The 25,657-nt window shown below is 72.3% G+C and carries 22 protein-coding genes; 14 read left to right on the top strand and 8 right to left on the bottom strand.

What is annotated here, in order from left to right:
* From SZN_RS22280 to SZN_RS22265, 4 genes are all read right to left on the bottom strand, one after another.
* Positions 1-851, bottom strand: an 851-nt coding sequence (locus SZN_RS22280; RefSeq protein WP_007498842.1) for a class I SAM-dependent methyltransferase, incomplete at its 3' end; no start/stop codon positions are given.
* A 182-nt stretch (positions 852-1,033) separates the two neighbouring features.
* Positions 1,034-2,221, bottom strand: coding sequence for an acyltransferase family protein (locus SZN_RS22275; protein ID WP_007498840.1), 1,188 nt, complete (start codon positions 2,219-2,221; stop codon positions 1,034-1,036).
* Between the two features lie 229 nt (positions 2,222-2,450).
* Entirely contained in the window at positions 2,451-3,785 is a 1,335-nt protein-coding gene (locus SZN_RS22270; RefSeq protein ID WP_007498838.1) for a polysialyltransferase family glycosyltransferase, read from the bottom strand.
* Positions 3,782-4,759, bottom strand: coding sequence for a glycosyltransferase family 2 protein (locus SZN_RS22265; protein ID WP_007498836.1), 978 nt, complete (start codon positions 4,757-4,759; stop codon positions 3,782-3,784). The genes SZN_RS22270 and SZN_RS22265 overlap by 4 nt, the downstream gene beginning before the upstream one ends.
* Before the next feature lie 198 nt (positions 4,760-4,957).
* Here SZN_RS22265 and SZN_RS22260 point away from each other — a divergent pair, with 198 nt between their 5' ends.
* From SZN_RS22260 to SZN_RS22205, 12 genes are all read left to right on the top strand, one after another.
* The gene (locus SZN_RS22260; RefSeq protein WP_043732399.1) at positions 4,958-6,271 is read left to right on the top strand and encodes a DUF6716 putative glycosyltransferase; all 1,314 of its coding nucleotides are present in this window, start codon (positions 4,958-4,960) and stop codon (positions 6,269-6,271) included.
* A gap of 32 nt (positions 6,272-6,303) precedes the next feature.
* Positions 6,304-7,557, top strand: a complete 1,254-nt coding sequence (locus SZN_RS22255) for an N-acylneuraminate cytidylyltransferase (protein WP_007498833.1) — start codon at positions 6,304-6,306, stop codon at positions 7,555-7,557.
* A 14-nt stretch (positions 7,558-7,571) separates the two neighbouring features.
* Complete coding sequence (locus SZN_RS22250; protein WP_007498831.1) at positions 7,572-8,510, top strand: N-acetylneuraminate synthase family protein; 939 nt, start codon at positions 7,572-7,574, stop codon at positions 8,508-8,510.
* A 134-nt stretch (positions 8,511-8,644) separates the two neighbouring features.
* The gene (locus SZN_RS22245; protein WP_007498829.1) at positions 8,645-9,715 is read left to right on the top strand and encodes a hypothetical protein; all 1,071 of its coding nucleotides are present in this window, start codon (positions 8,645-8,647) and stop codon (positions 9,713-9,715) included.
* Between the two features lie 460 nt (positions 9,716-10,175).
* Positions 10,176-11,396, top strand: a complete 1,221-nt coding sequence (locus tag SZN_RS22240; protein ID WP_007498827.1) for a M20 family metallopeptidase — start codon at positions 10,176-10,178, stop codon at positions 11,394-11,396.
* A gap of 326 nt (positions 11,397-11,722) precedes the next feature.
* The gene (locus SZN_RS22235; protein WP_007498825.1) at positions 11,723-12,775 is read left to right on the top strand and encodes a BMP family lipoprotein; all 1,053 of its coding nucleotides are present in this window, start codon (positions 11,723-11,725) and stop codon (positions 12,773-12,775) included.
* A gap of 348 nt (positions 12,776-13,123) precedes the next feature.
* Positions 13,124-14,176: a BMP family lipoprotein gene (locus tag SZN_RS22230; RefSeq protein ID WP_007498824.1), complete on the top strand. Its 1,053-nt coding sequence runs from the start codon at positions 13,124-13,126 to the stop codon at positions 14,174-14,176.
* Between the two features lie 209 nt (positions 14,177-14,385).
* Entirely contained in the window at positions 14,386-15,963 is a 1,578-nt protein-coding gene (locus SZN_RS22225) for an ABC transporter ATP-binding protein (RefSeq protein ID WP_007498822.1), read from the top strand.
* Complete coding sequence (locus tag SZN_RS22220) at positions 15,963-17,087, top strand: ABC transporter permease (protein ID WP_007498820.1); 1,125 nt, start codon at positions 15,963-15,965, stop codon at positions 17,085-17,087. Before SZN_RS22225 ends, SZN_RS22220 begins: the two co-directional genes overlap by 1 nt.
* Entirely contained in the window at positions 17,084-18,361 is a 1,278-nt protein-coding gene (locus SZN_RS22215; protein WP_007498818.1) for an ABC transporter permease, read from the top strand. The genes SZN_RS22220 and SZN_RS22215 overlap by 4 nt, the downstream gene beginning before the upstream one ends.
* Entirely contained in the window at positions 18,358-18,765 is a 408-nt protein-coding gene (locus SZN_RS22210; protein ID WP_007498816.1) for a cytidine deaminase, read from the top strand. Before SZN_RS22215 ends, SZN_RS22210 begins: the two co-directional genes overlap by 4 nt.
* An 86-nt stretch (positions 18,766-18,851) precedes the next feature.
* On the top strand, positions 18,852-20,135 hold the full coding sequence (locus tag SZN_RS22205; RefSeq protein WP_007498814.1) for a thymidine phosphorylase: 1,284 nt from the start codon (positions 18,852-18,854) through the stop codon (positions 20,133-20,135).
* Positions 20,136-20,417: 282 nt separating this feature from the next.
* Here SZN_RS22205 and SZN_RS22195 read toward each other — a convergent pair whose 3' ends face one another.
* A complete protein-coding gene (locus tag SZN_RS22195; RefSeq protein ID WP_043732397.1) occupies positions 20,418-21,338 on the bottom strand; it encodes an AEC family transporter in 921 nt (306 codons plus the stop codon).
* A 171-nt stretch (positions 21,339-21,509) separates the two neighbouring features.
* Here SZN_RS22195 and SZN_RS38865 point away from each other — a divergent pair, with 171 nt between their 5' ends.
* A complete protein-coding gene (locus tag SZN_RS38865) occupies positions 21,510-21,896 on the top strand; it encodes an STAS domain-containing protein (protein WP_139063569.1) in 387 nt (128 codons plus the stop codon).
* Here SZN_RS38865 and SZN_RS22190 read toward each other — a convergent pair.
* The 3 genes from SZN_RS22190 to SZN_RS22180 all read right to left on the bottom strand — a co-directional run bounded on the left by SZN_RS22190 (position 21,780) and on the right by SZN_RS22180 (position 24,694).
* Entirely contained in the window at positions 21,780-22,796 is a 1,017-nt protein-coding gene (locus tag SZN_RS22190; protein WP_007498808.1) for a sigma-70 family RNA polymerase sigma factor, read from the bottom strand. The genes SZN_RS38865 and SZN_RS22190 overlap by 117 nt on opposite strands.
* Before the next feature lie 211 nt (positions 22,797-23,007).
* On the bottom strand, positions 23,008-23,391 hold the full coding sequence (locus SZN_RS22185; protein ID WP_007498806.1) for a hypothetical protein: 384 nt from the start codon (positions 23,389-23,391) through the stop codon (positions 23,008-23,010).
* 139 nt (positions 23,392-23,530) lie between these two features.
* Complete coding sequence (locus SZN_RS22180) at positions 23,531-24,694, bottom strand: adenosine deaminase (protein ID WP_007498804.1); 1,164 nt, start codon at positions 24,692-24,694, stop codon at positions 23,531-23,533.
* A gap of 137 nt (positions 24,695-24,831) precedes the next feature.
* Here SZN_RS22180 and SZN_RS22175 point away from each other — a divergent pair, with 137 nt between their 5' ends.
* Complete coding sequence (locus SZN_RS22175) at positions 24,832-25,593, top strand: dienelactone hydrolase family protein (protein ID WP_043732394.1); 762 nt, start codon at positions 24,832-24,834, stop codon at positions 25,591-25,593.
* Positions 25,594-25,657: the final 64 nt, after the last annotated feature.

Here is a 25,657-nt window from a genome sequence, read left to right as displayed (position 1 = left end):
ACGGCCAGCCTGCGGGCGCGGGCCCCGGGCACGGCCGCGGGGGGCGCGGGCGGTTCGGCGGGCGCCGGTGCCGCGGGCTCGGCGGCGGTGTGCCGGGACGGCCGGAACGGCGGGGCCTGGGTGCCCTTGGCCTTCAGCCGGACGATGCGGTGCCCGGCCGCCTCCTGGAGGCTGAGCCGGCAGTCGGTGCGGGCCCGTACCGTCTCCAGCAGCGCGTCCTGTGCCTCCCCGGGGTCGCCCCAGGTGCCGTACAGCTTCTGGGAGCTCAGGCAGATCGGGCGCAGACCGCGGTTGAGCACCGCCTCCCAGGCCGCCGCGGCCACACCGGGGGTGTGCTCGGAGCGGAAGTCGTCCAGGACCACCACCCCGTCCGGCAGCAGCAGATCGCGGGCCGCGGTGATGTCGGCCCGCACGTGCTCGTACAGGTGCGAGCCGTCGATGTGCACGAAGCGGCAGGACCCCGGGTCCACCTCGCCGGGCACGACCGAGCTGGGGCCCTGAAGGACGCGCGGCAGTTCGTCGTGGAAGGAGAGGTAGTTCTGCTCGAAGGCCGACCGGGTCAGCGCCGCGTACGACTTGCGCGACTCCGCCCGGTTGGCGTCGTCCGGCGCGTCCCCCTCGAAGAGGTCGCAGACCGTGTAGCGCTCGCCGGGGGCGAGCCGCTCCCCGAGGAAGATGGCGCTCTTGCCCAGGTACACCCCGATCTCCAGCAGGTCGCCGCGCAGTCCCGCGGCGCGCTGCCGTGCGAGCACCCAGTCGAAGAGGACCTGGTCGAGGGCGGGGAACCAGCCGGGGACGTCGTCGAGGGTGCGGGGGCTCGGTGCGGCTGCGGTGGGCTCGGTGACTGCCATGGGCGCGGACACTCCGTCGGGCCGGGGTTGCGGACAGGGGTACCCGGGCACCTGCCCGCGGGGGGTACGCCGAGGCCGCCGGCGGATGAACGTCGCGCCAACACCCCGCGAGCGTCCTGTGCCCGGCGGACGCCGTGCCGCACCGGGCCCGCCCGGCGTGCCGCCCCCCGTGTGGCGATCCGTCAGGTCTTGGCGCGGGCCGGTTCCTTCGCGGGCGCGGAGGACAGCTTGCGGCGCACCAGCGGCGCGGCCCAGTCCTCCACGTACCGGTTGAGCAGGCGGGCCAGCAGGAGCATCACGACGACCGTGAGCAGGGCGGTCGCGTACGACGGGATGCCCAGGTCCTGGTGCAGCACCTTGATGACGACCCAGCCCAGGTGCTCGTGGACCAGGTAGAACGGGTAGGTCAGCGCGCCCGCCACGGTCAGCCAGCGCCAGTTCGCCCAGTGCAGCTTGCCGAGCGCGACGGCGGCCACGGCCGCGAAGCCCAGCGTGACGACCAGGATGATGCCGACGGAGCTGCGGTAGGAGAACGCGTTGGTGTCCGGCGGGTGCCACAGGCTCTGCACGGTGACGTTCTGGCCGATCAGCCAGCTCACGACGACGATGCCCCAGGCGTAGGCGTCCTTGCGGTCGCGGTGGACCAGGTACAGGCCGATGCCGCCGATGAAGAAGGGCGCGTACTGCGGCATCAGCACCAGGTCGAGCAGCGGCTCGTTCAGGCCCTGGGCGATCACGGCCGCGAGGGTCCAGCCGGCGCAGAACAGGATCACCCGGCGGCGGGTGGCGCCGGGCAGGACGACGCACAGCGCGAACAGGGCGTAGAAGCGGACCTCCGCCCACAGCGTCCAGCAGACGCCGAGCACCCGGTCGGCGCCCAGCGGCTGCTGGAGCATCGTCAGGTTCACCAGCGCGTCGCTGGGCGAGACGGTCTTGTAGGCGACGACCGGCAGCGCGAACACGGCCGTCACGATGATGACCGCCGCCCAGTACGCGGGCAGGAGGCGGGAGGCGCGGGAGGCGAAGAACGACGTCAGGGAGCGGCCCCAGCCGCTCATGCAGATGACGAACCCGCTGATCACGAAGAAGATCTGGACGCCGAGGCAGCCGTAGGCGAACCAGCTGGACAGCGTGGGGAACTCCTGCCGCGCGGAGGCGCCCCAGGCGGTGGAGACCTCGCCGCCCCGGCCGCCGTAGTGGTACGCCGCCACCATCAGGGCGGCGAGCAGCCGCAGTCCGTCCAGTGCCCGCAGCCGGGGCTCGCGCCGTTTGGCCGGCTGCGGCGGGCGGGGGGCGGCGGTGGCCGGCGGGGCGGTGCGGAGCGCGGTGCCCGTGGAGGTCCCTCGGGTGTCCTCGGGCGTGTCGTACACAGGATTCCCCTCGTTGGGACGCGGCCGGACCCCAGCACACTAGTCCGATTACCACCCCTCGATCCGGGCCCCTCGCCAAGGTTCGCCCGGCCGTCCGCACGCGTTCACCTGGGTGTCGTCCCGGCGTCGGGGGCGGCCCGGACGCACGGCTGCCGCGCCCCGGCCCGCTGACGGGACCGTGGCGCGGCAGTGGCCTCGGGGTGACGGGGAGGTGCCCCGGGGGCGCGTCCTACCGGCCCGCCGAGCGGCGCAGGCTGCGGGCCTTGCGGGCCACGCGGCGCACGGTGGCGTTGCGCGGGATGAACGCCAGCTGCGCGGGCAGTCCGCCGGGCAGGGCCAGCGAGGTCAGCCGCTTGCGCTTGAAGTAGCGCAGGGTCCGCGGGTCCTGGTGCCGGGCCAGATACCCCTCGGTCTCCCTGCGCAGGGCGGGCAGGATCTTCGGCTGCATCGCGAAGCCCACCGCGCGCACCAGGGCGCCCAGCGCCTCGACGTCCGTGCCCCGGCGCCGGGCGGTGACCGCCTCCCGGTCGTCCAGGTCGGGCAGCAGCGCGTCCACGATGGTGACGGGCACCCGGTTGCTGTTCTCGTACGGCGTCAGCCGCTCCAGCAGCAGTCCGGTGCCCACCCGGGCGACGGGCAGGCCGTACAGCGCGGAGGCGGTGAGCAGCGCGGTGGAGAAGCAGCCCACGACCAGCGCGGGCCGCGTGCGCTGGTACAGCACCTCGGCGAGGACCGGGGTGTCCACCACGGTGAGTTCGACGCCGAGCCGTCCGGCCTCCTCCTCCAGGCTGCGCGTGAAGCTCGCCGGGGCGGTGGGGTGCGGCTTGAACACGACCGTGCGGTGCCCGAGCGCGGCGGCGCCCCGCAGCATCCGCACGTGCAGCTGCTCCTCCTCCTCGGTGCCGAGGATGCCGAGCGCCGACAGGTACTGCCCGAGCAGCAGCACGGGCTCGCCGCCCTCCGCGAACTCCTCGCCGGACGGGGCGAGTTCGCTCAGCACCTTGGTGACGGCGGGCGTCGGCACGATCTCCGCGGGCACGCCGAACTCGGTGAGCAGCAGGGGCACCAGCCCCGGCACCAGGTCGACGTGCAGGACGCGGTCCACCCGGGTGCCGACCAGCGGGTCGATCTTGTTGCGGGTGGGGCCGTAGCTCATCAGGCCGTCGGCGTAGACCGTGACCGGCGCGCCGGTGAAGATCTGCGCGAGCCCCAGCGCGGGGTTGACCTGGATCGACTCAACGGCCAACTCGACCTCGTCGTCGGCCAGTTGCCACTCGTGGCGCAGATAGCGCTCCCACAGCGGCAGATCGTCGGGGCGCGGCGCCCAGCCGCCGGGGTGGAAGGGGAAGATCGCCTCGTTGTACGACAGCACGTCGTCGAAGCGGTCCCGCAGCTGCTCGAAGCCCGGCATCGCGTCCGGGCCGGGGGTCGTCTCGGGCGTCGCCGCGTTGTTGCAGAGCAGCAGGACGCGCCGGTCGGCGGGGCGGAAGCAGCCGGAGTCCAGGGCGGCGGCGAGGGTGGCGATGCCGTACAGCGTCGACGCCTGGAAGATCTGGGTGGTCACGCGGCGGCCCCCGCGGCGGCGGGACGGCGGCGCAGCCGGCGCAGTCGCGAGGCGCGCTGGATGTCCATGGAGTCCAGCGCCTCGTCGAGCACGTCCTGCGGCATGCGCCGCAGCGCGGCCGCGCTCAGGGATTTCAGCTTCTTCGCCACCGGCGGCTCGAACCTTTCGATGGATCCCAGGTGATGGGAAATGATGGCGCAATAGGTGCGCACGGCTTTCGGCAGCAGTTTGTCCGCTTCGGCGTCCCGCGCGGTTTCCTCCACGACCTGGTCGAACGCCCGAATGAAATCGAGCTGGCGCACGTCGCCGATCTGCGTCAGCGACGAGGCCACCCCGCGGCGGTAGAAGACGCCGAGCATGCTCACCGCGGCGAAGGAATCCGCCTCGCGGTGCAGCCGCCAGATCCACGGCCGGTCCTCGGCCGTGCGCAGCCCGTCGGTGAAGTGCAGCAGGCCCCGGTCCACCAGCCGGCGGTGGTAGACGCCCGCCCACGCGTACGCGTAGTCGACGGAGGTGGAGCGGTCGGCGGGCAGGATCGCCTCGCGCGGTGTCATCACCACCCCGCGCCGCCCGTGCGGCACCCGGTGCACGGCCCGCGCCCGCGCCGTGCACTGGACGTGGTCGGTGCGCAGGAAGTCGCAGCCCAACTCCTCCATCGCGGCGACCAGTCGGGGGTAGTAGCCGGGCGCGAGCCAGTCGTCGCCGTCGAGGAACGTCAGGTACTCGCCGCGCGCCCGGTCGATACCGGTGTTGCGCGCGGTCGCGAGTCCCCCGTTCTGCTCGTGCCGGACGACGACCGCGCCCGGCAGCTCGCGCTCCGCGCGCGCGAGGATCTCTGGCGTCCCGTCGCGCGAGCAGTCGTCGACGAGGATGAATTCGAAGTCCTCACGCGCGTTCGCACGCAGACTCCTCAGGGTGTCGGGCGCGTATTGCTGCACGTTGTAGAACGGCACGATGACGGAGAGCTTGACCACGCAAAGGACGTTAGGACGAAGCCCGGCATTCGTCTTGACGCTCTCCTTGAATCCAGGTGAACGACGTGTGGCGAAGCAGTGAACCAGGATTTTTTCCGGCCGTCCGACGGCCTGATTCGCTGTTCGTCGATGTGCTGTTAACCGTTTGTTGCATTCAGGTTGGGCAGAACCTCGGAATCGCTTCCTAGCGTCTTCGACGTGCCAATCAGTGCGACGAACACAGTGCGAGTTGCCGTCCTCGCGGATTCCGACACCCGGTGGAAATGGGGCGCGCTCACCGCGAACCGTATCGCTCCGCAGGACGCGGACGTCCGCCTGGACGGGTACCTCCTGCGCGGCCGGGCCACGCCCACCGCGCGCCAGCTCCGGGAGGTCGGCGTCCACGCCGACTCCCTGCGGGAGGTGTCCGCCGTCGAGTTCCTGCACGCCATGGCGCGCGAGTCCTACGACCTCGTCGTGCTCTCGCTGGTCGGCGGCGGCGTCCAGGCGATGCTGCACGGGCTCGCCCGGACCTGGGAGGGCCGCGCCGAGCGGCCCGTCGTCGTCACCGGCTATGTCGGCGTCGTGTACGAGAAGCTCGCCGACGGCCTGCTGCTGCGGCACGGCGCCGACCTCGTCCTCGCCAACTCCCGCCAGGACGCCGAGCGGTTCCGCGCGGTGTACGAGGGGGTCGGCGCCGACGCCTCGGCGGTGACCGAGGTCGCGCTGCCCTTCCTCGGCGGCGCGCCCTACACCGGCGAGCACGACCCCTACACGGTCGTCTTCGCCGCCCAGCCCTCCGTGCCCGAGCACCGCCGGGACCGCACGTACCTGCTGGAGCGGCTGATCCGGCACGCGCGCCGGCACCCCGAGCGCGAGGTGCTGCTCAAGCTGCGCTCCAAGCCCGGCGAGCACACCACCCACATCGAGGAACTGCCGTACCAGAAGCTGGTCCAGCGGCTCGATCCGCCGGCCAACTTCCGCCTGGTGTACGGCAACATGGGCGAGGTCCTCGACCGCACCGACCTGCTGGTCACGGTCAGCTCCACGGCGGCGCTGGAGTCCCTGCACCGCCGCATCCCCACCGTGGTCCTCACCGACCTCGGCGTGCGCGAGACGCTGGGCAACCACCACTTCACCGGCTCGGGCTGCCTCGCCTCCTGGGACCAGCTCGACGAAGGCCACCGGCCGAGCCCCGACGAGGAGTGGGTGGCCCGCCAGGGCGTCTGCGCCGACGGCAGCTACCCGGCCGCGTTCGACCGGGCCCGCGCGCGCATCGCCGGCCTGCTCGCCCGCCCCGGCGGCCTGCCCGCTCTCACGCCGTACTACACGCCCGCCACCGCCCCGGGCTATCTGCCCGGCATCCTCGCCCGCCACCACCTCGGCCCGGACGGCACCCCGCTGCCGGGCGCCCCCGCCCACGACCGGGAGCCCGGCGCGGTCCGCCAGGTCGTGCGCCGGGCGGCGCGCGGCGCCTACCGGCACGGCGTGCAGCGCGTGGCCCCCGTCATCCGGCGGATGGGGGAGCTGTGAGCCGCCGCAACCCACGTCAAGGAGCCGAACCCATGTCCCACCCGGAAGCGAGCCGGGACACCTCCGTCCCCAGGGTCCTCGCGGTGATCCCCGCGCGCGGCGGCTCCAAGGGGGTGCCCGCGAAGAACCTGATGCCGGTCGGCGGTGTGCCGCTGGTCGCCCGCGCGGTGCGCGAGTGCCGGGCCGCGCGCCTGGTCACCGACGTCGTGGTCTCCACCGACGACCAGGGCATCGCGGCCGCCGCCCGGCAGGCCGGCGCCGAGGTCGTGCTGCGGCCCGCCGCCATCGCCGGTGACACCGCGACCTCCGAGGCCGCCGTGCTGCACGCCATGGACGCCCACGAGACGCTGCACGGCGACCCCGCGGACGTCGTCCTGCTCGTGCAGTGCACCAGCCCGTTCCTCGTCCGCGAGGACATCGACGCCGTGGTCAAGGCGATCGTCACCAACGGCGCCGACACCGCGCTGACCGTCGCGCCCTTCCACGGCTTCGTCTGGCGCCACGGCGACGACGAGCCCGCGGAGACCGAACGCGCCGCCGCCGGCGGCGGCTTCGGCGTCAACCACGACAAGTCCTTCCGCCCCCGGCGCCAGGACCGCCCCCAGGACTTCCTGGAGACCGGCGCCGCCTACGCGATGGACGCCGCCGGCTTCCGCACCCACAGGCACCGCTTCTTCGGCCGCACCGAACTCGTGCGCACCGACCCCGCCCGGGTGCTGGAGATCGACGATCCGCACGACCTGGCCCGCGCCCGCGCGCTGGCGCCGCTGTTCGACGCGGACCGTCCCGGCGCCCTGCCGACCACCGCGGACATCGACGCGGTCGTCCTCGACTTCGACGGCACCCAGACCGACGACCGGGTGCTGATCGACGCCGATGGAAAGGAGTTCGTCTCCGTGCACCGCGGGGACGGACTCGGTATCGCGGCCCTCCGCAGGAGCGGTCTGAAGATGCTGATCCTCTCCACGGAGCAGAACCCGGTCGTCGCCGCCCGCGCACGCAAGCTCCGGCTCCCCGTGCTGCACGGCATCGACCGCAAGGACCTCGCCCTCAAGCAGTGGTGCGAGGAGCAGGGCATCGCGCCGGAGCGCGTGCTCTACGTCGGCAACGACGTCAACGACCTCCCGTGCTTCGCCCTCGTGGGCTGGCCCGTGGCGGTCGCGAGCGCCCACGACGTCGTGCGCGGCGCCGCACGCGCGGTCACCACCGTCCCCGGTGGCGACGGCGCGATCCGAGAGATCGCCAGCTGGATCCTCGGCCCCTCTCTCGACTCCCTCACCCAGTAAGGACAACTTCTGCCATGAGCACCAACTCCCGCCTGCGCAGCTTCGGTTCCCGCGAGGTCGGCCCCGGGCGCCCGGTCTACATCTGCGGCGAGATCGGCATCAACCACAACGGCGACCTGGACAACGCCTTCAAGCTCATCGACGTGGCCGCCGAAGCCGGCTGCGACGCCGTGAAGTTCCAGAAGCGCACCCCGGAGATCTGCACCCCGCGCGACCAGTGGGACATCGAGCGCGACACCCCCTGGGGCCGGATGACCTACATCGACTACCGCCACCGCGTGGAGTTCGGCGAGGACGACTACCGCCGGATCGACGAGTACTGCAAGGAGAAGGGGATCGACTGGTTCGCCTCCCCGTGGGACACCGAGGCCGTCGCCTTCCTGGAGAAGTTCGACGTCCCCGCCCACAAGGTGGCCTCCGCCTCCCTGACCGACGACGAGCTGCTGCGCGCCCTGCGCGCCACCGGCCGCGCCGCCATCCTCTCCACCGGCATGTCGACGCCGAAGCAGATCCGCCACGCGGTCGAGGTCCTCGGCTCCGACAACATCCTGATGTGCCACGCCACGTCCACCTACCCGGCCAGGGCCGAGGAGCTGAACCTGCGCGCCATCAACACCCTGGAGAAGGAGTTCCCGAACGTCCCGATCGGCTACTCCGGTCACGAGACCGGCCTGCAGACCACGCTGGCCGCCGTCGCCCTCGGCGCGGTCTTCGTCGAGCGCCACATCACCCTCGACCGCGCGATGTGGGGCTCGGACCAGGCCGCCTCCGTCGAGCCGCAGGGCCTGACCCGCCTGGTGCGCGACATCCGCACCATCGAGGCGTCCCTCGGCGACGGCGTCAAGAAGGTCTACGACTCCGAGCTCGGCCCGATGAAGAAGCTGCGCCGCGTCCCCGGCGTGGTCGCCGAGGCGGAGATCGCCGCCGCCGCGGGCGAGCCGGTCCAGGTCTGACCCGCACACCCCCCCGGTGCGGGCCGGGCGCCGCGCATGCCGAGCGCCCGGCCCGCCCGCCCCTTCGAGCTCCTCTCCCACGAGCCGGACACGAGCGCCGCACGCGCGCCACAGAACGGGTAGGTCGTACGCCGATGAGCCCCCGCGCCGGGAACACCGGACCCCGCACTCTCGCCTTCGTCGAGAGCCCGGTACAGCTCCTGAACGTGCTGGAGTGGGCGCACGCCCGCGAGGACGCGCTCGGCGCGGGCCTCACCCTCGTCGTGCTGTCCCCGAACGACCCCATGACCCGCGGCCAGCTGCGCCGGATGGCCGAGCTGGCCCGCGACGACGGGCACGAGGTCCGCTGGGAGGAGGCACGCGGCGGCGCGAGCGCCCCCTTCCGGACGATCGGCGGCCTCGCGGGCCTGCTGCGCCGGGCGGGCCGGGTGGTCCTGGGCGACCCGTTCTCCCGGTACGTGCAACTGCTGCTGACGATCACCCGGGCCCGGGAGCTGGTCGTCGTCGACGACGGCACCGCGACCATGGAGTTCGTCGCCCAACTCGCCCGCGGCGAGCGGCTGGTGCGCTGGCACCGCAAGGGCGGCCGCCCCGGCCTCCGCGACCTGGTCTTCGCGCCGGTCTCCTCGGTGGCCCGCAGACGGCTGACCCCCGGCGACCGCCGCGGCGTGGAGATCTTCTCCTCCATGCCGATGGCGCAGACCCCGGACGGCGTCACGGTCACCGCCAACGCCTTCGCCTGGACCCGCGACCGGTTCGGGCCGCCGCGCATCACCAGGGGCGCCGACCTGGTCGGCACGTCCCTGGTGGAGACCGGCGTGGTCGACGGCGACCGCTACCTGGAGGCCGTCCGCTCCCTGGCGCGGGCGCACGGCGCCACCCGCTACTTCGCCCACCGCCGCGAGAGCGCGGACAAGCTGCACCGGCTGGCGGCCGAGACCGGCCTGGAGATCGTACGACCGGACCTCCCGCTGGAGCTGATCGCCCGCCGCGGCCCCATCGGCCGGACCATCCTGAGCTTCCCGTCGACCGTCGTGCACACCCTGCCCCTCGCCCTGGCGGGCACGGACGTGCGTGTCGCGGTCTGCGACATCGACCCCGCCTGGCTGACCCGCGGCGCCTCACCCCGGGCGCAGGGCTTCCTCTCCGGGGTCACCGGCACCGCCCGGGACGTGACCCGGCTCTCGGCGGTCAGCGCCCTGTGAGCGCGGGCTTCTCCGCGAGGACGAGGGCGCGCGGGCGCCGCTCCTCGCCGGAGGGCTCGCGCACCACCCGCGCCGACAGCAGCGGCCCCGTCCGCGCCAGGTGGGCGGCGGCGTCGTAGGAGGCACGGGGCGGCCGCCAGGACGTCGGCGGTCACCCGGCGCACCCTGGTGCCGCGGCCGTACGGACGTCCGGGCTCCACCGGGCGCGCGGGGCCCGGCAGGTGGACACGACCGACGGTTCTGTCCGTGGCGTGGTATGCGTGGAGGTACGGATGACGCGCCCCGTCACTCTGCGTCGATCGCATGATCACTCGGCGAGAGGGGCGGGCGAGTCTACCCACCCAAATCCATAGCTATGCGTCGGGCGGCCAGATTTTCTTCCCCAAACGGGTAGAACTTTTGTTGATCGAGGGTGAGTCGGCCACCCCGGCGTCCTACCCTTCAGAGGGTGAATCAACTGATGTCCCCAGAGTCCGAGGCCGATCATCCCGGGGAAGCCGCCCTTCCCGGCACCCTGCCGGAGGCGCTGCGCGCCGAACTCGTCGAGTTCCGGCGCGACTTGCACATGCACCCCGAGCTCGGCAACCAGGAGTTCCGCACCACGGCCGCGATCAAGGCCCGGCTGGAGAAGGCCGGCCTCGCGCCCCGCGTGCTCGCCGGGGGCACCGGCCTCATCTGTGACATCGGCGAGTGGGACGGCAAGCGCCCGATGCTCGCCCTGCGCGCCGACATCGACGCCCTGCCCATCCCGGACACGAAGAGCGAGTGCCCGTACCGCTCGACCGTGCCCGACCGGGCGCACGCCTGCGGCCACGACGTGCACACGACCGTGGTGCTCGGCGCCGGGCTGGTCCTGTCCGAGCTGGACCGGCGCGGCGAGCTGCCCCGGCCCGTGCGGCTGCTCTTCCAGCCCGCCGAGGAGGTGCTCCCCGGGGGCGCCGCCGACGCCATCGCGTGCGGGGTCCTCGACGGGGTCGGCCGCATCCTCGCCGTGCACTGCGACCCCAAGGTGGACGCGGGCCTGATCGGACTGCGCCAGGGCGCGATCACCTCCGCGTGCGACCGGCTCGAAATCGCCCTGGACGGGCCGGGCGGGCACACCGCGCGCCCGCATCTGACGACCGACCTCGTCACCGCCGCCGCCCGGGTCGTCACCGACGTGCCCGCCGTGGTCGCCCGGCGCACCGACGCCCGCAGCGGCCTCTCCGTGACCTGGGGCCGTATCGACTCCGGGCACGCGCCCAACGTCATCCCGCAGCACGCCGAACTCTCCGGGACCGTGCGCTGCCTGGACCTCGACACCTGGCGGCAGGCGCCCGACCTGGTCGTCGCCGCGATCGACGAGATCGCCAACCTGCACCGCGCCAAGTCCGAGATCAACTACATCCGTGGCGTGCCGCCGGTCGTCAACGACGCCGACAGCACCGAACTGCTGCGCGCGGCGATGACCGCCCGCCGCGGCCCGGCGTCCGTCGAGAGCACCGAACAGAGCCTCGGCGGCGAGGACTTCTCCTGGTACCTGGAGCATGTGCCGGGCGCCATGGCGCGGCTCGGGGTGCGCCACCCGGGCGACCGGATCGGCCGCGACCTGCACCAGGGCGACTTCGACGTCGACGAGTCGGCCGTCACCGTGGGCGTGGAGCTGTTCACCGCGGCGGCCCTGATCGACGCCGCCGGCTGAGCGCGCCGATCCCCCGGACGGCGGCCCGCGGCCCGTCGGTTCACGCGGGGGCCGCGTCATCCGAACCCCTCACTCCGCTTGCGGGGCGCCCCGGGCGCGGGGAGGGTGGCCGATGGCGGGCTGTCCCGTGCGCTGCCGGGCCGAAGGCGCCAGTGGTGGGGTCGCCCCCCGCGTGGCTTTCGATCGGATGGTTCACAAGGGCGTAACCGGCCATCGGCACGAATGGATAACGGCAGGGCGGAACCCCGTTCCCAGGAGTGTCTACGCGCGTTAATGTGCGCCGAACTCAGCACCCACTGCGGGGCTTGGAGAATGGGGACTTCACGATGCGTCGGACAGCCAAACTGACCCGTGTCGCGGTGGGGGTCGCGTCGATCGCGCTCGCCGCCACGGCGTGCGGTGGAACCAGCAGTGACAGCGGCAGCGGCAACGGCGGCGGTGGCGACAAGAAGGGCCTCGCCATCGCCTACGACATCGGCGGCAAGGGCGACCAGTCCTTCAACGACGCCGCCTACGCGGGCCTGCAGAAGGCCCAGAAGGAGTTCGGCTACAAGACGGCCGACATCGAGCCCACCGAGGGCGAGACGGACGCCGACAAGGAGCAGCGCCTGTCGTCGCTGGCCAAGCAGGGCTACAACCCGGTCGTCGGCGTCGGCTTCGCCTACGGCCCCGCCATGGAGGCCGTGGCCAAGAAGTACCCGAAGACCACCTTCGGCATCGTCGACTCGGTCGTCCAGGGCGACAACGTCGCCTCCCTGGTCTTCGCCGAGCAGGAGGCCTCCTACCTGGCCGGCGTCGCCGCGGCCAAGGCCACCAAGTCCAACACGGTCGGCTTCGTCGGCGGCGTCGACGTCCCGCTGATCCGCAAGTTCGAGGCCGGCTACAAGCAGGGTGTCCAGGACACCGACCCCAAGGTCAAGGTGGTCTCGCAGTACCTGACGCAGACCGCGGAGGAGGGCGGCTTCTCCAGCCCCGACAAGGGCAAGGCCGCCGCCGAGGGCCAGATCGAGAAGGGCTCCGACGTCGAGTACGCCGCGGCCGGCCTCTCCGGCCAGGGCGTGATCGAGGCCGCCGCCAAGGCGAAGGTCTGGGCGATCGGCGTCGACTCCGACCAGTACAAGCAGGCCGCGCTCGCCAACTACAAGGGCTCCATCCTCACCTCGGCCCTCAAGGACGTCGGCGGCTCGGTCTACGCGCTCGCCAAGTCCGTCCAGGACGGCAAGCCGCTGACCGGCACCCAGACCTTCGACCTCAAGGTCAACGGGGTGGGCCTGGCCGAGTCCAACCCGGAGCTCGCCAAGATCCCGGGCCTGTCCGACGCCGTGGCCAAGGCCAAGGCGGGCATCATCGACGGCTCCATCAAGGTCAAGACCGAGTAGTCGGGGTAGTTGGGGGAGGCGGGGTAGGCGGAGTGGTCGGGTAGCGGCACAAGCCGCGGTGACAGCCCCGGCGCCCGCGACCGGCACCGCCCGGCGGGCGGGCACCCTCGGGTGCCCGCCCGCCGTCGTTCCGGCGCCCGCCGCGTCACCCAACGCCACCCCGCGTTTGCTGTCGGCAACACCCCGGCCAGGGCTCGCCTCCGCCGGTGCCGCGGCAGGCCACGGGCGCATAACAAGGTGGACAGAAGGGGTTTTCAGGCAGGTCTACGCGCGTTAATCTGCGGCGAAAGCCAGCGCCGTAGCTGTGAGGCTGACCGTCCGGCGCTTGTACGACAGGAGCACTGACACATGCGCCGGATTTCCCGGATCACGGTCGCAGGCGCAGCGACCGCCTCTCTGGCCCTCGCTCTCTCCGCCTGCGGCGGCACTTCCACCGAGTCGTCCTCCGCGGGCTCGAAGGGCGGCGACAAGGGTCTCGCCATCGCGTACGACGTCGGCGGCAAGGGCGACCAGTCCTTCAACGACGCCGCGTTCGCCGGCTTGGAGAAGGCGAAGAAGGAGTTCGGCTACCAGACGGACGACGTGGAGCCCACCGACGGCGAGACCGACGCCGACAAGGAGCAGCGCCTCGCGTCGCTCGCCAAGCAGGGCTACAACCCGGTCATCGGTGTGGGCTACGCGTACGCCGCCGCCGTCAAGGGTGCCGCGGAGAAGTTCCCGGACACCACCTTCGGCATCGTGGACGACTCCACGGTCCAGGCGAAGAACGTCGCGGGTCTGGTCTTCTCCGAGGAGCAGGCGTCGTACCTGGCCGGTGTCGCCGCCGCCAAGAGCACCAAGACCAACACGGTCGGCTTCGTCGGCGGTGTGGACATCCCGCTGATCCAGAAGTTCCAGGCCGGCTTCGAGCAGGGCGTCAAGGACACCGACCCGAAGGTCACGGTCCTCTCGCAGTACCTGACGCAGACCGCCGAGGAGGGCGGCTTCTCCAGCCCCGACAAGGGCAAGTCGGCCGCCGAGGGCCAGATCGAGAAGAAGGCCGACGTCGTGTACGCGGCCGCCGGCCTGTCCGGTCAGGGCGTCATCGAGGCTGCCGCCGCCAACAAGGTGTGGGCGATCGGTGTCGACTCCGACCAGTACAGCCAGCAGGCGCTCGCCAAGTACAAGGACTCGATCCTGACCTCGGCGATGAAGGACGTCGCCAAGGCCGTCTACAACCTCGCGAAGTCGGTCGAGGACGGCAAGCCGGAGACCGGTATCGTTCGTGGCGATCTGAAGTCCGGTGAGGTGAGCCTGGCGAACTCCAACCCGAAGTTCGCGGACGACACCGAGGTCCAGGACGCCATCAGGACGGCCAAGGAGAAGATCGTCGGCGGCGAGATCAAGGTCAGGACGAGCTGACCACAGCAACATCCTGAGCTGCGGTAACCCCAGGGGTTACGTCCGCGCGGCGGGGTACGGGGAGCCGATCCCCGTACCCCGTTGCCGCGGTGCGTCGGCCCCTTTTCAGGCCATCGGGGCGCTACGCGCGTAGACGACCCCCGTCACCAGGAGAGTGCGCCATCAACGCGTCCAGCAGCCCTCCGGCCGGCGCGGCGGTCAACGGTCAGGTGACCGCCGTCGAGCTCGCCGGGATCACCAAGCGGTTCCCGGGCGTCGTGGCCAACCACGACATCCACCTCACCGTCCACAAGGGCACCGTCCACGCCCTCGTCGGGGAGAACGGCGCCGGCAAGTCCACCCTGATGAAGATCCTCTACGGTATGCAGAAGCCGGACGAGGGCACCGTCGCGGTCGACGGCGAGCAGGTCTCCTTCTCGTCCCCGGCCGACGCCATCGCGCGCGGCATCGGCATGGTCCACCAGCACTTCATGCTGGCCGACAACCTCACCGTCCTGGAGAACGTCGTCCTCGGCAGCGAGAAGCTGTACGGCATCGGCGCCAAGGCCCGCCGCACGATCAGGGAGATCTCCGAGCGCTACGGCCTCGGCGTCGAGCCCGACCGCCTGGTCGAGGAACTCGGCGTCGCCGCCCGCCAGCGGGTGGAGATCCTCAAGGTCCTCTACCGCGGCGCCCGCACCCTCATCCTCGACGAGCCGACCGCCGTCCTGGTCCCGCAGGAGGTCGACGCGCTCTTCGCCAACCTGCGGGAGCTGAAGGCCGAGGGCCTGTCGGTCATCTTCATCTCGCACAAGCTCGGCGAGGTGCTCTCCGTCGCCGACGAGATCACCGTCATCCGCCGCGGCACCACCGTGGGCACCGCCGTCCCCGCCGAGACCAGCCCGCGCCAGCTCGCGGAGATGATGGTCGGCAGCGAGCTGCCCACCCCGGAGACCGCCGAGTCCACGGTCACCGACCGCCCGGTCATCACCGTCGACAGGCTCCGCCTGGAGGCCGCGGGCGGCAAGGCGCTGCTGGACGACATCACCTTCACCATCCACGCCGGCGAGGTCCTGGGCATCGCCGGCGTCGAGGGCAACGGCCAGACCGAGCTGGTCGACGCGCTCATCGGCCTCAAGGGCGCCGACTCCGGCACGATCACCCTGATCGACGAGGAGATCACCGGCTGGACCACCCGCAGGCGCCGCGAGGAGGGCATCGGCTACATCCCCGAGGACCGCCACCGCCACGGCCTGCTCCTGGAGGCCCCCCTCTGGGAGAACCGCATCCTCGGCCACGTCACCGAGAAGCCCAACGCCAGGGGCGTCTGGCTGAACCTCAAGGCCGCCCAGGAGGACACCCGCCGCATCGTCGAGGCGTACGACGTCCGCACGCCCGGCATCGACGTCACCGCGGCCTCCCTGTCCGGCGGCAACCAGCAGAAGCTGATCGTCGGCCGCGAGATGAGCCACAAGCCGCGCTTCCTGATCGCCGCGCACCCCACCCGCGGTGTGGACGTCGGCGCGCAGGCCGCGATCTGGGACCACATCCGCGAGGCCCGCCGCGAGGGCCTGGCCGTGCTGCTGATCTCCGCCGACCTGGACGAGCTGATCGGCCTGTCCGACACCCTCCGGGTGATCTACAACGGCAAGCTGGTCGCGGACGCCGACCCGGCCACCATCACCCCGGAGACGCTCGGCTCGGCGATGACGGGTGCCGCGACCGGCCACCTCGAACACGACGACACGACCCCCGGGACCCCCGACCTGAGCAAGTCTCCCGAGTCCGGCGAAGACGAGGCCCGCTGATGAAGAAGTTCGACAGGGAGCGCGTGCTCCTCGCGGTGGCCGGCCCGGTCATCGCGCTCGCCGTGGCCTTCGTGCTCAGCGCGATCGTGCTGCTCGCCTCGGGCAAGAGCCCGGTCGAGCCGTACGCCCTGATGTTCCAGCAGGCCACGTACTCCGACATCCAGGTGCTCATCGTCAACCAGGCGTCGATGTACTACATCGCGGCCCTTGCGGTGGCCGTCGGCTTCCGGATGAACCTGTTCAACATCGGCGTCGACGGCCAGTACCAGCTCGCCGCCATGGCGGCCGCCATCGTCGGCGCCCATGTGAACCTGCCGGCCGCGATCCAGGTCCCGCTGCTGCTCCTGACCGCCGTCCTCACCGGCGCCTTCTGGTCCGGCATCGCCGGTGTCCTCAAGGTCACCCGCGGGGTCAGCGAGGTCGTCGCGACGATCATGCTGAACGCCATCGCGACCTCCGTCATCGCCTACCTGTGGCTGCCCGACGTCTTCGGCGTCAAGGCCGGCAACAACAACACCACCGGCGAGATGTTCACGTCCGGCTGGGTCCCCGGCATCGACATGGGCGACGCGGGCGAGATCTACGGCCTGGTCTTCCTCGCCGTCCTGCTCGGCGTCGCCTACTGGGTCGTCCTCAACCGCACCCGCTTCGGCTTCGACCTGCGCGCCTCCGGCGCCTCGGAGTCGGCGGCCGCGGCCAGCGGCGTCGACCCCAAGCGCATGGTGCTGACCGCCATGCTCCTGTCCGGCGGCATCGCCGGCCTGGCCGGACTGCCGATCCTGCTCGGCGACGCCCGCACCTACAGCCTCAACTTCCCCACCGGCATCGGCTTCCTCGGCATCGGCATCGCCCTGCTCGGCCGCAACAGCCCGGTCGGCATCGCCTTCGCCGCACTGCTGTGGGCCTGGCTCGACAAAGCCTCCCCCGAACTGGACTTCAACGGCTACGACAAGGAGATCGCGGTCATCATGCAGGGCCTGATCGTCCTGTCGGTCGTCGTCTCCTACGAGGCCGTCCGCGAGTGGGGCCTGCGCCGTCAGCAGCGCCGGGTCGGCGCGGAACTGGCCGCCGGCCACGTCCTCGGCGCCGACAACAACTCCCAGAAGGAGGTGGCAGGCCGATGACCACCCCGCAGACCTCAGCGGTCGACGTCAACCAGCCCACGCTGCAGCCCTCGGCGCCGACCGGCCGCCGGCTGTCGTGGCCCGTGCTGCTGCTGGTCATCGCCGGCGCCCTGGCGCTGACCTCGATCGTGCGCATCATCACCGGCGCCGACGGCATCACCAACGTCAGCCAGATGTCCACCGCGCTCCAACTGGCCGTGCCGATCGGCCTCGCCGGCCTCGGCGGACTGTGGGCCGAGCGGGCGGGCGTCGTCAACATCGGCCTCGAAGGCATGATGATCCTCGGCACCTGGTTCGGCGCCTGGGCCGGCTTCCAGTGGGGCCCGTGGACCGGCGTCGCCGTCGGCATCATCGGCGGCTGCGTCGGTGGTGTCCTGCACGCCGTCGCCACCGTCACCTTCCGGGTCAACCACATCGTCTCCGGTGTGGCGATCAACATCCTCGCCCTCGGCATCACCCGCTACCTCGCGCCCCTCGCCTTCCAGGGGCGGCCCGGCGGCTCCGCCAAGCAGTCCCCGGCGGTCGAGTCCCTCGGCAACTTCACCGTGCCGGGCCTGTCCGACGGACTGCGCGACCTCAACAACCAGGGCTGGTTCTTCGTCTCCGACATCGCCGGCCTGCTCGGCGGCCTGGTCACCAACGTCTCCTGGCTGACCCTGATCGCCGTCGCGCTGATCCCCGGCACCTGGTACGTCCTCTGGCGCACCGCCTTCGGACTGCGCCTGCGCTCCTGCGGCGAGAACCCGGTCGCCGCCGAGTCCCTCGGCGTCAACGTCTACAAGTACAAGTACATCGCCGTGATCATCTCCGGTGGACTGGCCGGCCTCGGCGGGGTCTTCCTGTCCATCGTGGCCAACCCCTTCTACCTGGAGGGCCAGGTCAGCGGGCGCGGCTACATCGGCCTCGCCGCGATGATCTTCGGCAACTGGATGCCGGGCGGCCTCGCCCTCGGCGCCGGCCTCTTCGGCTACACCGACAGCCTCAACCTGCGCGGCGGCTCCACCAACGTGCACGCCCTGCTGCTGCTCGGCGCGCTCCTGCTGATCATCGGCGCCGTCTGGCTGGTGGTCCGCAAGAAGTACGCCCCGTCGATGATCACCGCCGTCATCGGCGCCCTGGTGTACACCTGGTACGCCACCACCAACGAGGTGCCCAACCAGGTCGTCTCCGCCACCCCGTACGTCGTCACCCTCGTCGTGCTGACCCTGTCCGCGCAGCGCCTGCGGATGCCGAAGGCGGACGGCCTGCCCTACAAGAAGGGCCAGGGCAAGTGACCCCGGCCGGCTCCCACGGCATCGACTGGGACAAGCTGCGCGCGGCGGCGCGGGACGCCATGTCCCGGGCGTACGCCCCGTACTCCGGCTTCCCGGTCGGGGTCGCGGCCCTCGCGGACGACGGCCGCACCGTCACCGGCTGCAACGTCGAGAACGCCTCCTACGGCCTCGGACTGTGCGCCGAGTGCGGACTGGTCTCGGAGCTGCAGAACACCGGGGGCGGCCGGCTGACGCACTTCACGTGCGTGGACGGCACGGGCGAGGTGCTGGTGCCCTGCGGCCGCTGCCGCCAGCTGCTCTTCGAGTTCGGCGGCCCCGGACTGCTGCTGGAGACCCCGGCGGGCGTCCTGCCGCTGTCGGAGATGCTGCCCCAGGCCTTCGGGCCGGGACACCTGCGCAAGTGATTCCCGTACGGCCCCTGCGAGCCGCCCCCCGCGGCGGGTTCGAAGGGGCCGTACGACTTCTGGAACCCTCGGAAGGAAGCAAAGCCATGGCCATGGACGCCATCTCCGTCATCCGCGCCAAGCGGGACCGCGGTGAACTCAGCGACGAGCAGATCGACTGGGTCATCGACGCGTACACCCGCGGGGAGGTCGCCGACTACCAGATGGCCGCCCTCAACATGGCGATCCTCCTCAACGGCATGAACCGCCGTGAGATCGCCCGCTGGACCGCGGCGATGATCGCCTCCGGCGAGCGCATGGACTTCTCGTCCCTGTCCCGCCCCACCGCCGACAAGCACTCCACGGGCGGCGTCGGCGACAAGATCACCCTGCCGCTCGCGCCCCTCGTCGCGGCCTGCGGCGCGGCGGTGCCCCAGCTCTCGGGCCGCGGCCTCGGCCACACCGGCGGCACCCTGGACAAGCTGGAGTCGATCCCCGGCTGGCGCGCGCTGCTGTCCAACGAGGAGATGCTGCACGTCCTCGACACCACCGGCGCGGTCGTCTGCGCCGCGGGCGACGGCCTGGCGCCCGCCGACAAGAAGCTGTACGCCCTGCGCGACGTGACCGGCACCGTCGAGGCGATCCCGCTGATCGCCTCCTCGATCATGTCGAAGAAGATCGCCGAGGGCACCGGCTCGCTGGTCCTCGACGTGAAGGTCGGCAGCGGCGCCTTCATGAAGACCCTTGAGGACGCGCGCGAACTGGCGTCCACGATGGTGGGCCTGGGCACCGACCACGGGGTGCGGACGGTCGCGCTGCTGACCGGCATGGCGACCCCGCTCGGCCTCACGGCCGGCAACGCCCTGGAGGTCCGCGAGTCGGTGGAGGTCCTGGCGGGCGGCGGCCCGTCCGACGTGGTCGAGCTGACCGTCGCCCTGGCCGGGGAGATGCTGGACGCGGCCGGGGTCCGTGACGCCGACCCGGCGAAGGCCCTCGCCGACGGCTCGGCGATGGACGTCTGGCGGCGCATGATCGCCGCCCAGGGCGGCGACCCGGACGCGGACCTGCCGGTCGCGCGCGAGCAGCACGTGGTCAGGGCCCCGGCCACCGGCGTCCTGACCCGTCTGGACGCGTACGACGTCGGCGTCGCCGCCTGGCGCCTCGGCGCGGGCCGTGCCCGCAAGGAGGACCCGGTGCAGGCGGGCGCAGGCATCGAGATGCACGCCAAGCCCGGCGACGCGGTCACCGAGGGCCAGCCCCTGCTGACCCTGCACACCGACACCCCCGAACGCTTCGACTACGCCCTCCAGTCGCTGGCGGCGTCGTACGACATCGCGGCGCCCGGAACCGGCTTCACGGCGCCACCGGTCGTGCTGGAACGCATCGCCTGACCAGGCGGCCCCTCCTGCGGGTGAACGGGACCGGTGGAGCACCACCGGTCCCGTTCGGCGGCACGACCGCGTGACCGAACCCGCGGCCCACGCCACCGCCGGGATCCCGCTCCGCCTGCTGATCGACCGCTGGGCGCCCGGGGGCCCACTCCCACGCTCTTCGGACGGCCGCAGGGCGATGTCCACCGGGTTCTGAGCGCCGTGGAGTTCGCTGACCCCATCAGGCCGCCCGAACCGTTCGCCGTGACGATCGGCACCGGTGAGTCTCCGGTCGGCTGACCGTCAGCCCAGCAGGGCGGCTATCGCCACCAGGACCGGGACCGAGAGCAGCGTCGAGAGCAGGATCGCGTCGCGGGCCAGGCGCTCGCCCACGCCGTAACGCGACGCGTACGTGTACAGGTTCTGCGCGGCGGGCAGCGCCGAGGTCACCACCACGTCCAGCAGAGGCGCGCCTCGCAGGCCGAACACGCCCGCCGCCAGCGCCCAGGCCGCCGCGGGCTGGCCCACCGACTTCAGCGCCACCGAGAGGAACACCGGCTGCCGGTCCGGCCCCCGCCCCGGCATCGTGCTCCCGCACAGCGAGATGCCGAACGCCAGCAGCACCGCAGGGACCGACATCCCGCCGATCAGGGTCAGCGGGTCCATGACCGGGGCGGGGACCCGCAGCCCGGCCGCCGACACCGCGACGCCCACCAGCGAGCCGAGCGCGATCGGGTTGCGCAGCGGGGTCAGCAGACGCCGCCACAGCGGGCCCTTCGCGCCGCCGCCGGACAGATCCAGGATCGTCAGCGCCACCGGGGTCACCCCGACCAGCTGGAACAGCAGCACCGGCGCCACCAGCGAGGCGTCGCCCAGGACGTACACCGCGATCGGGATGCCGAGGTTGCCTGAATTGACGTAGCTGGAGCACAGGGCGCCGATGGTGGTGCGGCCCACGCCCCAGCGGCGTACCGCGCCCACCGCGACGAAGACCCCGGCCGCCGCCGCCGTGCTCAGCGCGGTGACCAGCAGCCGGCTGGAGAAGATCACCGAGAGGTCGGTCCGCGCGAGCGTGGTGAACAGCAGCGCCGGGGAGGCCACATGGAAGGCGAGCTTGGTGAGCACCTCGCGGCCGTGCTCACCGAGATGACCGCGCCTGCCGATCGCCCAGCCCACCGCGATGACGACAGCGATCACCGCGAACCCCGTCAACACCCCCTGCACGAAGCCCCCTTGGCGGTGAGGAGGGCGCGGGGCGGTCGGGGCGGCGCTGATGCGTGGTGCATGCAGCCAACCCTCCGGCGCGGGAGGGGACCGGGTCAATGTGATCCCGGTCGGCGGACACCCCGCCCGCCGCCGCGGGTGGGGTGCGGCCGGGCGGGAGCGGCGGCCGCGATGAGTTGCGCGCCCCGGGCCGGTCTACCGGTCGTGGACGCCATGACACCCGCCGTACTCGTGCTGGCCGGCCCCGTCACCCCTGAGCAGGTGCCGGAGCTGTGCGACGCCCTGCGGGCACGGCTGCGGGCCGGTCCGGCCCGCGTCGTGGTGTGCGACGTGGGCGGCCTGGGGCCCCCGGGCCTGGCCGCCGTGGACCTGCTGGCGCGGCTGGAGCTCACCGCCCGCAGAGCGGGCGGCCGTGTCCGGCTGCGCGACCCCGACCCCGCGCTACACGCCCTCCTGGACCTCGCCGGCCTCGGCTTCGAGGTGGAGCGGGAGCCCGAACAGCGGGAACCAGCGCTTGGTGTCGAGGAAGCAGTGGAACCCGGTGATCCGGCCCTCTGAGATCTCCAGGGCCTGGACGGCCCACGGCGTGAAGCCGCCCGCCTCCGGGTCCGGCTTGTACTGCGCGAAGCCCGGCAGTCCGTTGACCCGGACCGGGACCAGGCGCGAGCCCGCGCACGCGGCGCCGAGCGTCGTCATGAAGCCGGTGATGTCCCCCGCACCCGTCAGCCACAGGTCGAACGGCGGCATCGTCATGATGGCGTCCTCGTGCAGCAGGGCCGTCAGCGCCGTCATGTCGTAGCCCTCGAAGGCCGCCATGTAGCGGTCCAGGAGCTTCTGCTGCTCCTCGTCCAGCGGGTCGGAGACCGCCGCCGCGGCGCCCGGCTGCCGCTGCTCGGCGAGGGTCGCGCGGGCCCGCTGGAGCGCGCTGTTGACCGAGGCGACCGTGGTGCCGAGCAGTTCGGCGACCTCGCTCGCCCGCCACGCCAGCACCTCGCGCAGGATCAGCACCGCGCGCTGCCTGGCCGGGAGTTGCTGGAGCGCCGCCATGAACGCCAGCCGCACCGACTCCCTGGCGACCGCCGCCTCCGCCGGGTCGTCGGTCGCCGGCAGCACCCTGCTGTCCGGCATCGGCTCCAGCCAGGTGCTGTCGGGGCGGGGCGAGAGGGCCGCCTGGCCCAGCGGCGTCGACTCCGTCAGATCCATGGGCCGGGCGCGCTTGTTCCCGGCCGTCAGCATGTCCAGGCAGACGTTCGTCGCGATGCGGTACAGCCACGAGCGGAGGCTGGAGCGGCCCTCGAACGTGTCGAAGCTGCGCCAGGCGCGGACCATCGTGTCCTGCACCGCGTCCTCCGCCTCGAAGGACGAGCCGAGCATGCGGTAGCAGTACCCGGTCAGTTCGACGCGGTGCTTCTCCAGCCTGATGTCGAGGTCCGCCGTCGTCGCCGTGCCGTCGCTCATCGTCCACCCACCCCTGTGGCCGTGTCCCGGTCGGCGCCTCGTCGCGCCCACCACCACGGAAGCTATCGCAGCCCACTGACAACGGCCCCCGGAGCGGGGAAACCAGCAGGTGGGAGACGGCTGCCCGGACGGCGGGGCGGTCGTGCGAACGCCGCCGGGGCGCACCCCTGTCCCGTGGGTGCGCCCCGGCGGCGGGACTCCTGCGGCGCGGTCAGCCGAGCGGAACGCCGTTCACCGGCAGGCCCTGGGTGGGCAGGCCCTGCACCGGGAGGCCGTCGGTGGGCAGGCCCTGCACCGGGAGACCGCCCAGCAGGCCGCCGGCCACGGCGGCCGGGCCGCCCGCGAGCGCCTGCGCGGCGGCCGGCTGCGCGGCGCCCAGACCGGCGGCGAGGGCCTTCTGGCCACCGGTGAGACCGGCACCGGCGCCCGGCGCGGCCTGGGCGAGGTTCTCGGCAGGGAGCGTCCTCGCGACGGTGTCCAGCGCCGAACCGGCGTCGGGGGCCGCCGGGGCGGCGTTCGCGGCACCGGCGCCGGTGGCGGCGAAGGCGGCACCGAGCGCGGCGACACCGAGGGTCTTGGCAGCAGACTGCTTCATGAAAGTAAGTCCTCGAAATTGGTTACCGGGGATGTGAGCGGTTCTCGACCGTAAACATCCCCGGCGCCCGGCCGCAAACATCGAAATGCGGACGGATGGTGAATGCCGTCCGTATTCCGTGTGCGCAAAGGACTCGGGGTCAGTCCGCCCCGCCCTCAGAACCGCTGGTGGAGCTGGTCTGACGGAACAGCCATTCGGACTTGAGTTCGGCATATCCGGGCTTGATCACGTCATTGATCATTGCCAGTCGTTCATCGAAAGGAATGAAAGATGATTTCATGGCATTGACGGAGAACCACTGCATGTCGTCGAGCGTGTAGCCGAAGGCGTCGACCAGGTGCTCGAATTCCCGGCTCATGCTGGTGTGCGACATCAGGCGGTTGTCGGTGTTCACCGTGGCACGGAAGTGCAGCCGGCGCAGCAGGCCGATGGGGTGCGCGCCGTAGGAGTCGGCCGCGCCCGTCTGGAGGTTGGAGCTCGGGCACAGCTCCAGCGGGACGCGCTTGTCGCGCACGTAGGAGGCGAGCCGGCCGAGCTCGACCGAACCGTCCTCGTGCACCCGGATGTCGTCGATGATGCGCACCCCGTGCCCCAGCCGGTCGGCGCCGCACCATTGCAGCGCCTGCCAGATCGACGGCAGCCCGAACGCCTCGCCCGCGTGGATGGTGAAGTGGTTGTTCTCCCGCTTGAGGTACTCGAAGGCGTCGAGGTGCCGGGTGGGCGGATGGCCGGCCTCGGCGCCGGCGATGTCGAAGCCGACGACGCCCAGGTCCCGGTAGCGGTTGGCGAGTTCGGCGATCTCCAGGGCGCGGGCGGCGTGCCGCATGGCGGTCAGCAGGGCGCCCACGCGGATGCGGCGGCCGCTCTCGCGGGCGATCCGCTCGCCCTCCCGGAAGCCCTCGTTGACGGCCTCGACGACCTCTTCGAGGCTGAGCCCGCCCGCCAGGTGCTGTTCGGGCGCGTAGCGCACCTCGGCGTAGACGACCCCGTCCTCGGCGAGGTCCTCGGCGCACTCGCGCGCGACCCGGACGAGGGCGTCGCGGGTCTGCATCACGCCGACGGTGTGGGAGAAGGTCTCCAGGTACCGCTCCAGCGAACCGGAGTCGGCGGCCTCGCGGAACCAGACGCCGAGCTTGTCCGGGTCGGACTCGGGGAGGTGGGCGTAGCCCGACGCGCGGGCGAGGTCGACGACCGTGCCGGGGCGCAGCCCGCCGTCGAGGTGGTCGTGCAGCAGTACCTTCGGCGCCCGGCGGATCTGGTCCGAGCTCGGGGTGTTCGCCTTCTGGGCAGTCTGGCTCGTCATTTCCGCACTCTAACGCCTACGCGCGTAGATCGCCCCTGGTCCCGACCGGCCGGTTCTCCGCTCCCCGCGTACGTCGATACGTAACGGTGACCCCACGGACGGGTCGTGTACACCCGCGCTTCTGACACTGTTCTGTCATGGCACAGCAAGCGACGCCGGTGCGCAGGGTCCGGCTGGGCAGGGCGTTCGGGCCGGAGCCGACGGCGGTCAGCGGGGTGGTGCTCCTCCTCCCGCGGGGCGACGAGATCTCGTACCGGCGCCCGGCGGTGCTGCCGGCGCCCCCCTACGTGCGCACCCTGGGGCGGCGGTTGACGCGGGCGGGCCGCGGGGAGGGGCTCGCCGCGCACGTCGTCCGCTACCGCTACCGGGGCTGGAACGGCGCCGACGCCACCCTCGTGGGCGATGCCCTGTGGGCCGTCGACGAGGTCGTACGGCGCTACGGCGACGTGCCGGTGTGCCTGGTCGGCGTCGACATGGGCGGCCGGGCCGCGCTGCGGGCGGGCGGCCACGAGGCCGTCAACTCCGTGCTCGCCATCGCCCCTTGGCTGCCCGAGGAGGACATGGCGGCCTCGCCCGAACCGGTGAAGCAGCTCGGCGGCCGGCGCGTGATGATCGTGCACGGCACCAACGACGAGCGGACCGACCCCGAACTGTCGTTCCGGCTGGCCGCCCGCGCGAAGAAGGCCAACCGGGACGTGTGCCGGTTCGAAGTGCACTCCGACCGGCACGCGTTGCACCAGCACCGCGACGAAGTCCTCTGCCTGGCCGAGGACTTCGTCATGGGCGCGCTGTTCGGCAGTGCCTTCTCGCGCCCGGTCGCCGACGCGTTCGCCGCCCCGCCTCCGCTCGGCCTGCGCATGCCCCTGGCCGCCGGCTTCGGGAAGTCGCTGCGGCGGTAGCGGTAGCGGTATGGGGTGGCGGTATGGGGTGGCGTGGCCCGGTGGCGGAGGCGGCGCCGGGCGC

Origin of the sequence: Streptomyces zinciresistens K42 (genome assembly GCF_000225525.1) — a bacterium.
In the GTDB taxonomy this organism is placed as follows: domain Bacteria; phylum Actinomycetota; class Actinomycetes; order Streptomycetales; family Streptomycetaceae; genus Streptomyces; species Streptomyces zinciresistens.
The sequence above is the reverse complement of the archived record's forward strand: the minus strand, read 5'-3'. Positions and strand labels throughout refer to the sequence as shown.

Bases quoted from the DNA above. Each gene is read 5' to 3' on its own strand.
- SZN_RS22240 (WP_007498827.1), top strand. From the start codon at position 10,176: ATGTCCCCAGAGTCCGAGGCCGATCATCCCGGGGAAGCCGCCCTTCCC.
- SZN_RS22175 (WP_043732394.1), top strand. From the start codon at position 24,832: ATGGCACAGCAAGCGACGCCGGTGCGCAGGGTCCGGCTGGGCAGGGCG.
- SZN_RS22245 (WP_007498829.1), top strand. From the start codon at position 8,645: ATGAGCCCCCGCGCCGGGAACACCGGACCCCGCACTCTCGCCTTCGTC.
- SZN_RS22255 (WP_007498833.1), top strand. From the start codon at position 6,304: ATGTCCCACCCGGAAGCGAGCCGGGACACCTCCGTCCCCAGGGTCCTC.
- SZN_RS22205 (WP_007498814.1), top strand. From the start codon at position 18,852: ATGGCCATGGACGCCATCTCCGTCATCCGCGCCAAGCGGGACCGCGGT.
- SZN_RS22180 (WP_007498804.1), bottom strand. From the start codon at position 24,694: ATGACGAGCCAGACTGCCCAGAAGGCGAACACCCCGAGCTCGGACCAG.
- SZN_RS22220 (WP_007498820.1), top strand. From the start codon at position 15,963: ATGAAGAAGTTCGACAGGGAGCGCGTGCTCCTCGCGGTGGCCGGCCCG.
- SZN_RS22250 (WP_007498831.1), top strand. From the start codon at position 7,572: ATGAGCACCAACTCCCGCCTGCGCAGCTTCGGTTCCCGCGAGGTCGGC.
- SZN_RS22230 (WP_007498824.1), top strand. From the start codon at position 13,124: ATGCGCCGGATTTCCCGGATCACGGTCGCAGGCGCAGCGACCGCCTCT.
- SZN_RS22235 (WP_007498825.1), top strand. From the start codon at position 11,723: ATGCGTCGGACAGCCAAACTGACCCGTGTCGCGGTGGGGGTCGCGTCG.
- SZN_RS22185 (WP_007498806.1), bottom strand. From the start codon at position 23,391: ATGAAGCAGTCTGCTGCCAAGACCCTCGGTGTCGCCGCGCTCGGTGCC.
- SZN_RS38865 (WP_139063569.1), top strand. From the start codon at position 21,510: ATGAGTTGCGCGCCCCGGGCCGGTCTACCGGTCGTGGACGCCATGACA.
- SZN_RS22190 (WP_007498808.1), bottom strand. From the start codon at position 22,796: ATGAGCGACGGCACGGCGACGACGGCGGACCTCGACATCAGGCTGGAG.
- SZN_RS22215 (WP_007498818.1), top strand. From the start codon at position 17,084: ATGACCACCCCGCAGACCTCAGCGGTCGACGTCAACCAGCCCACGCTG.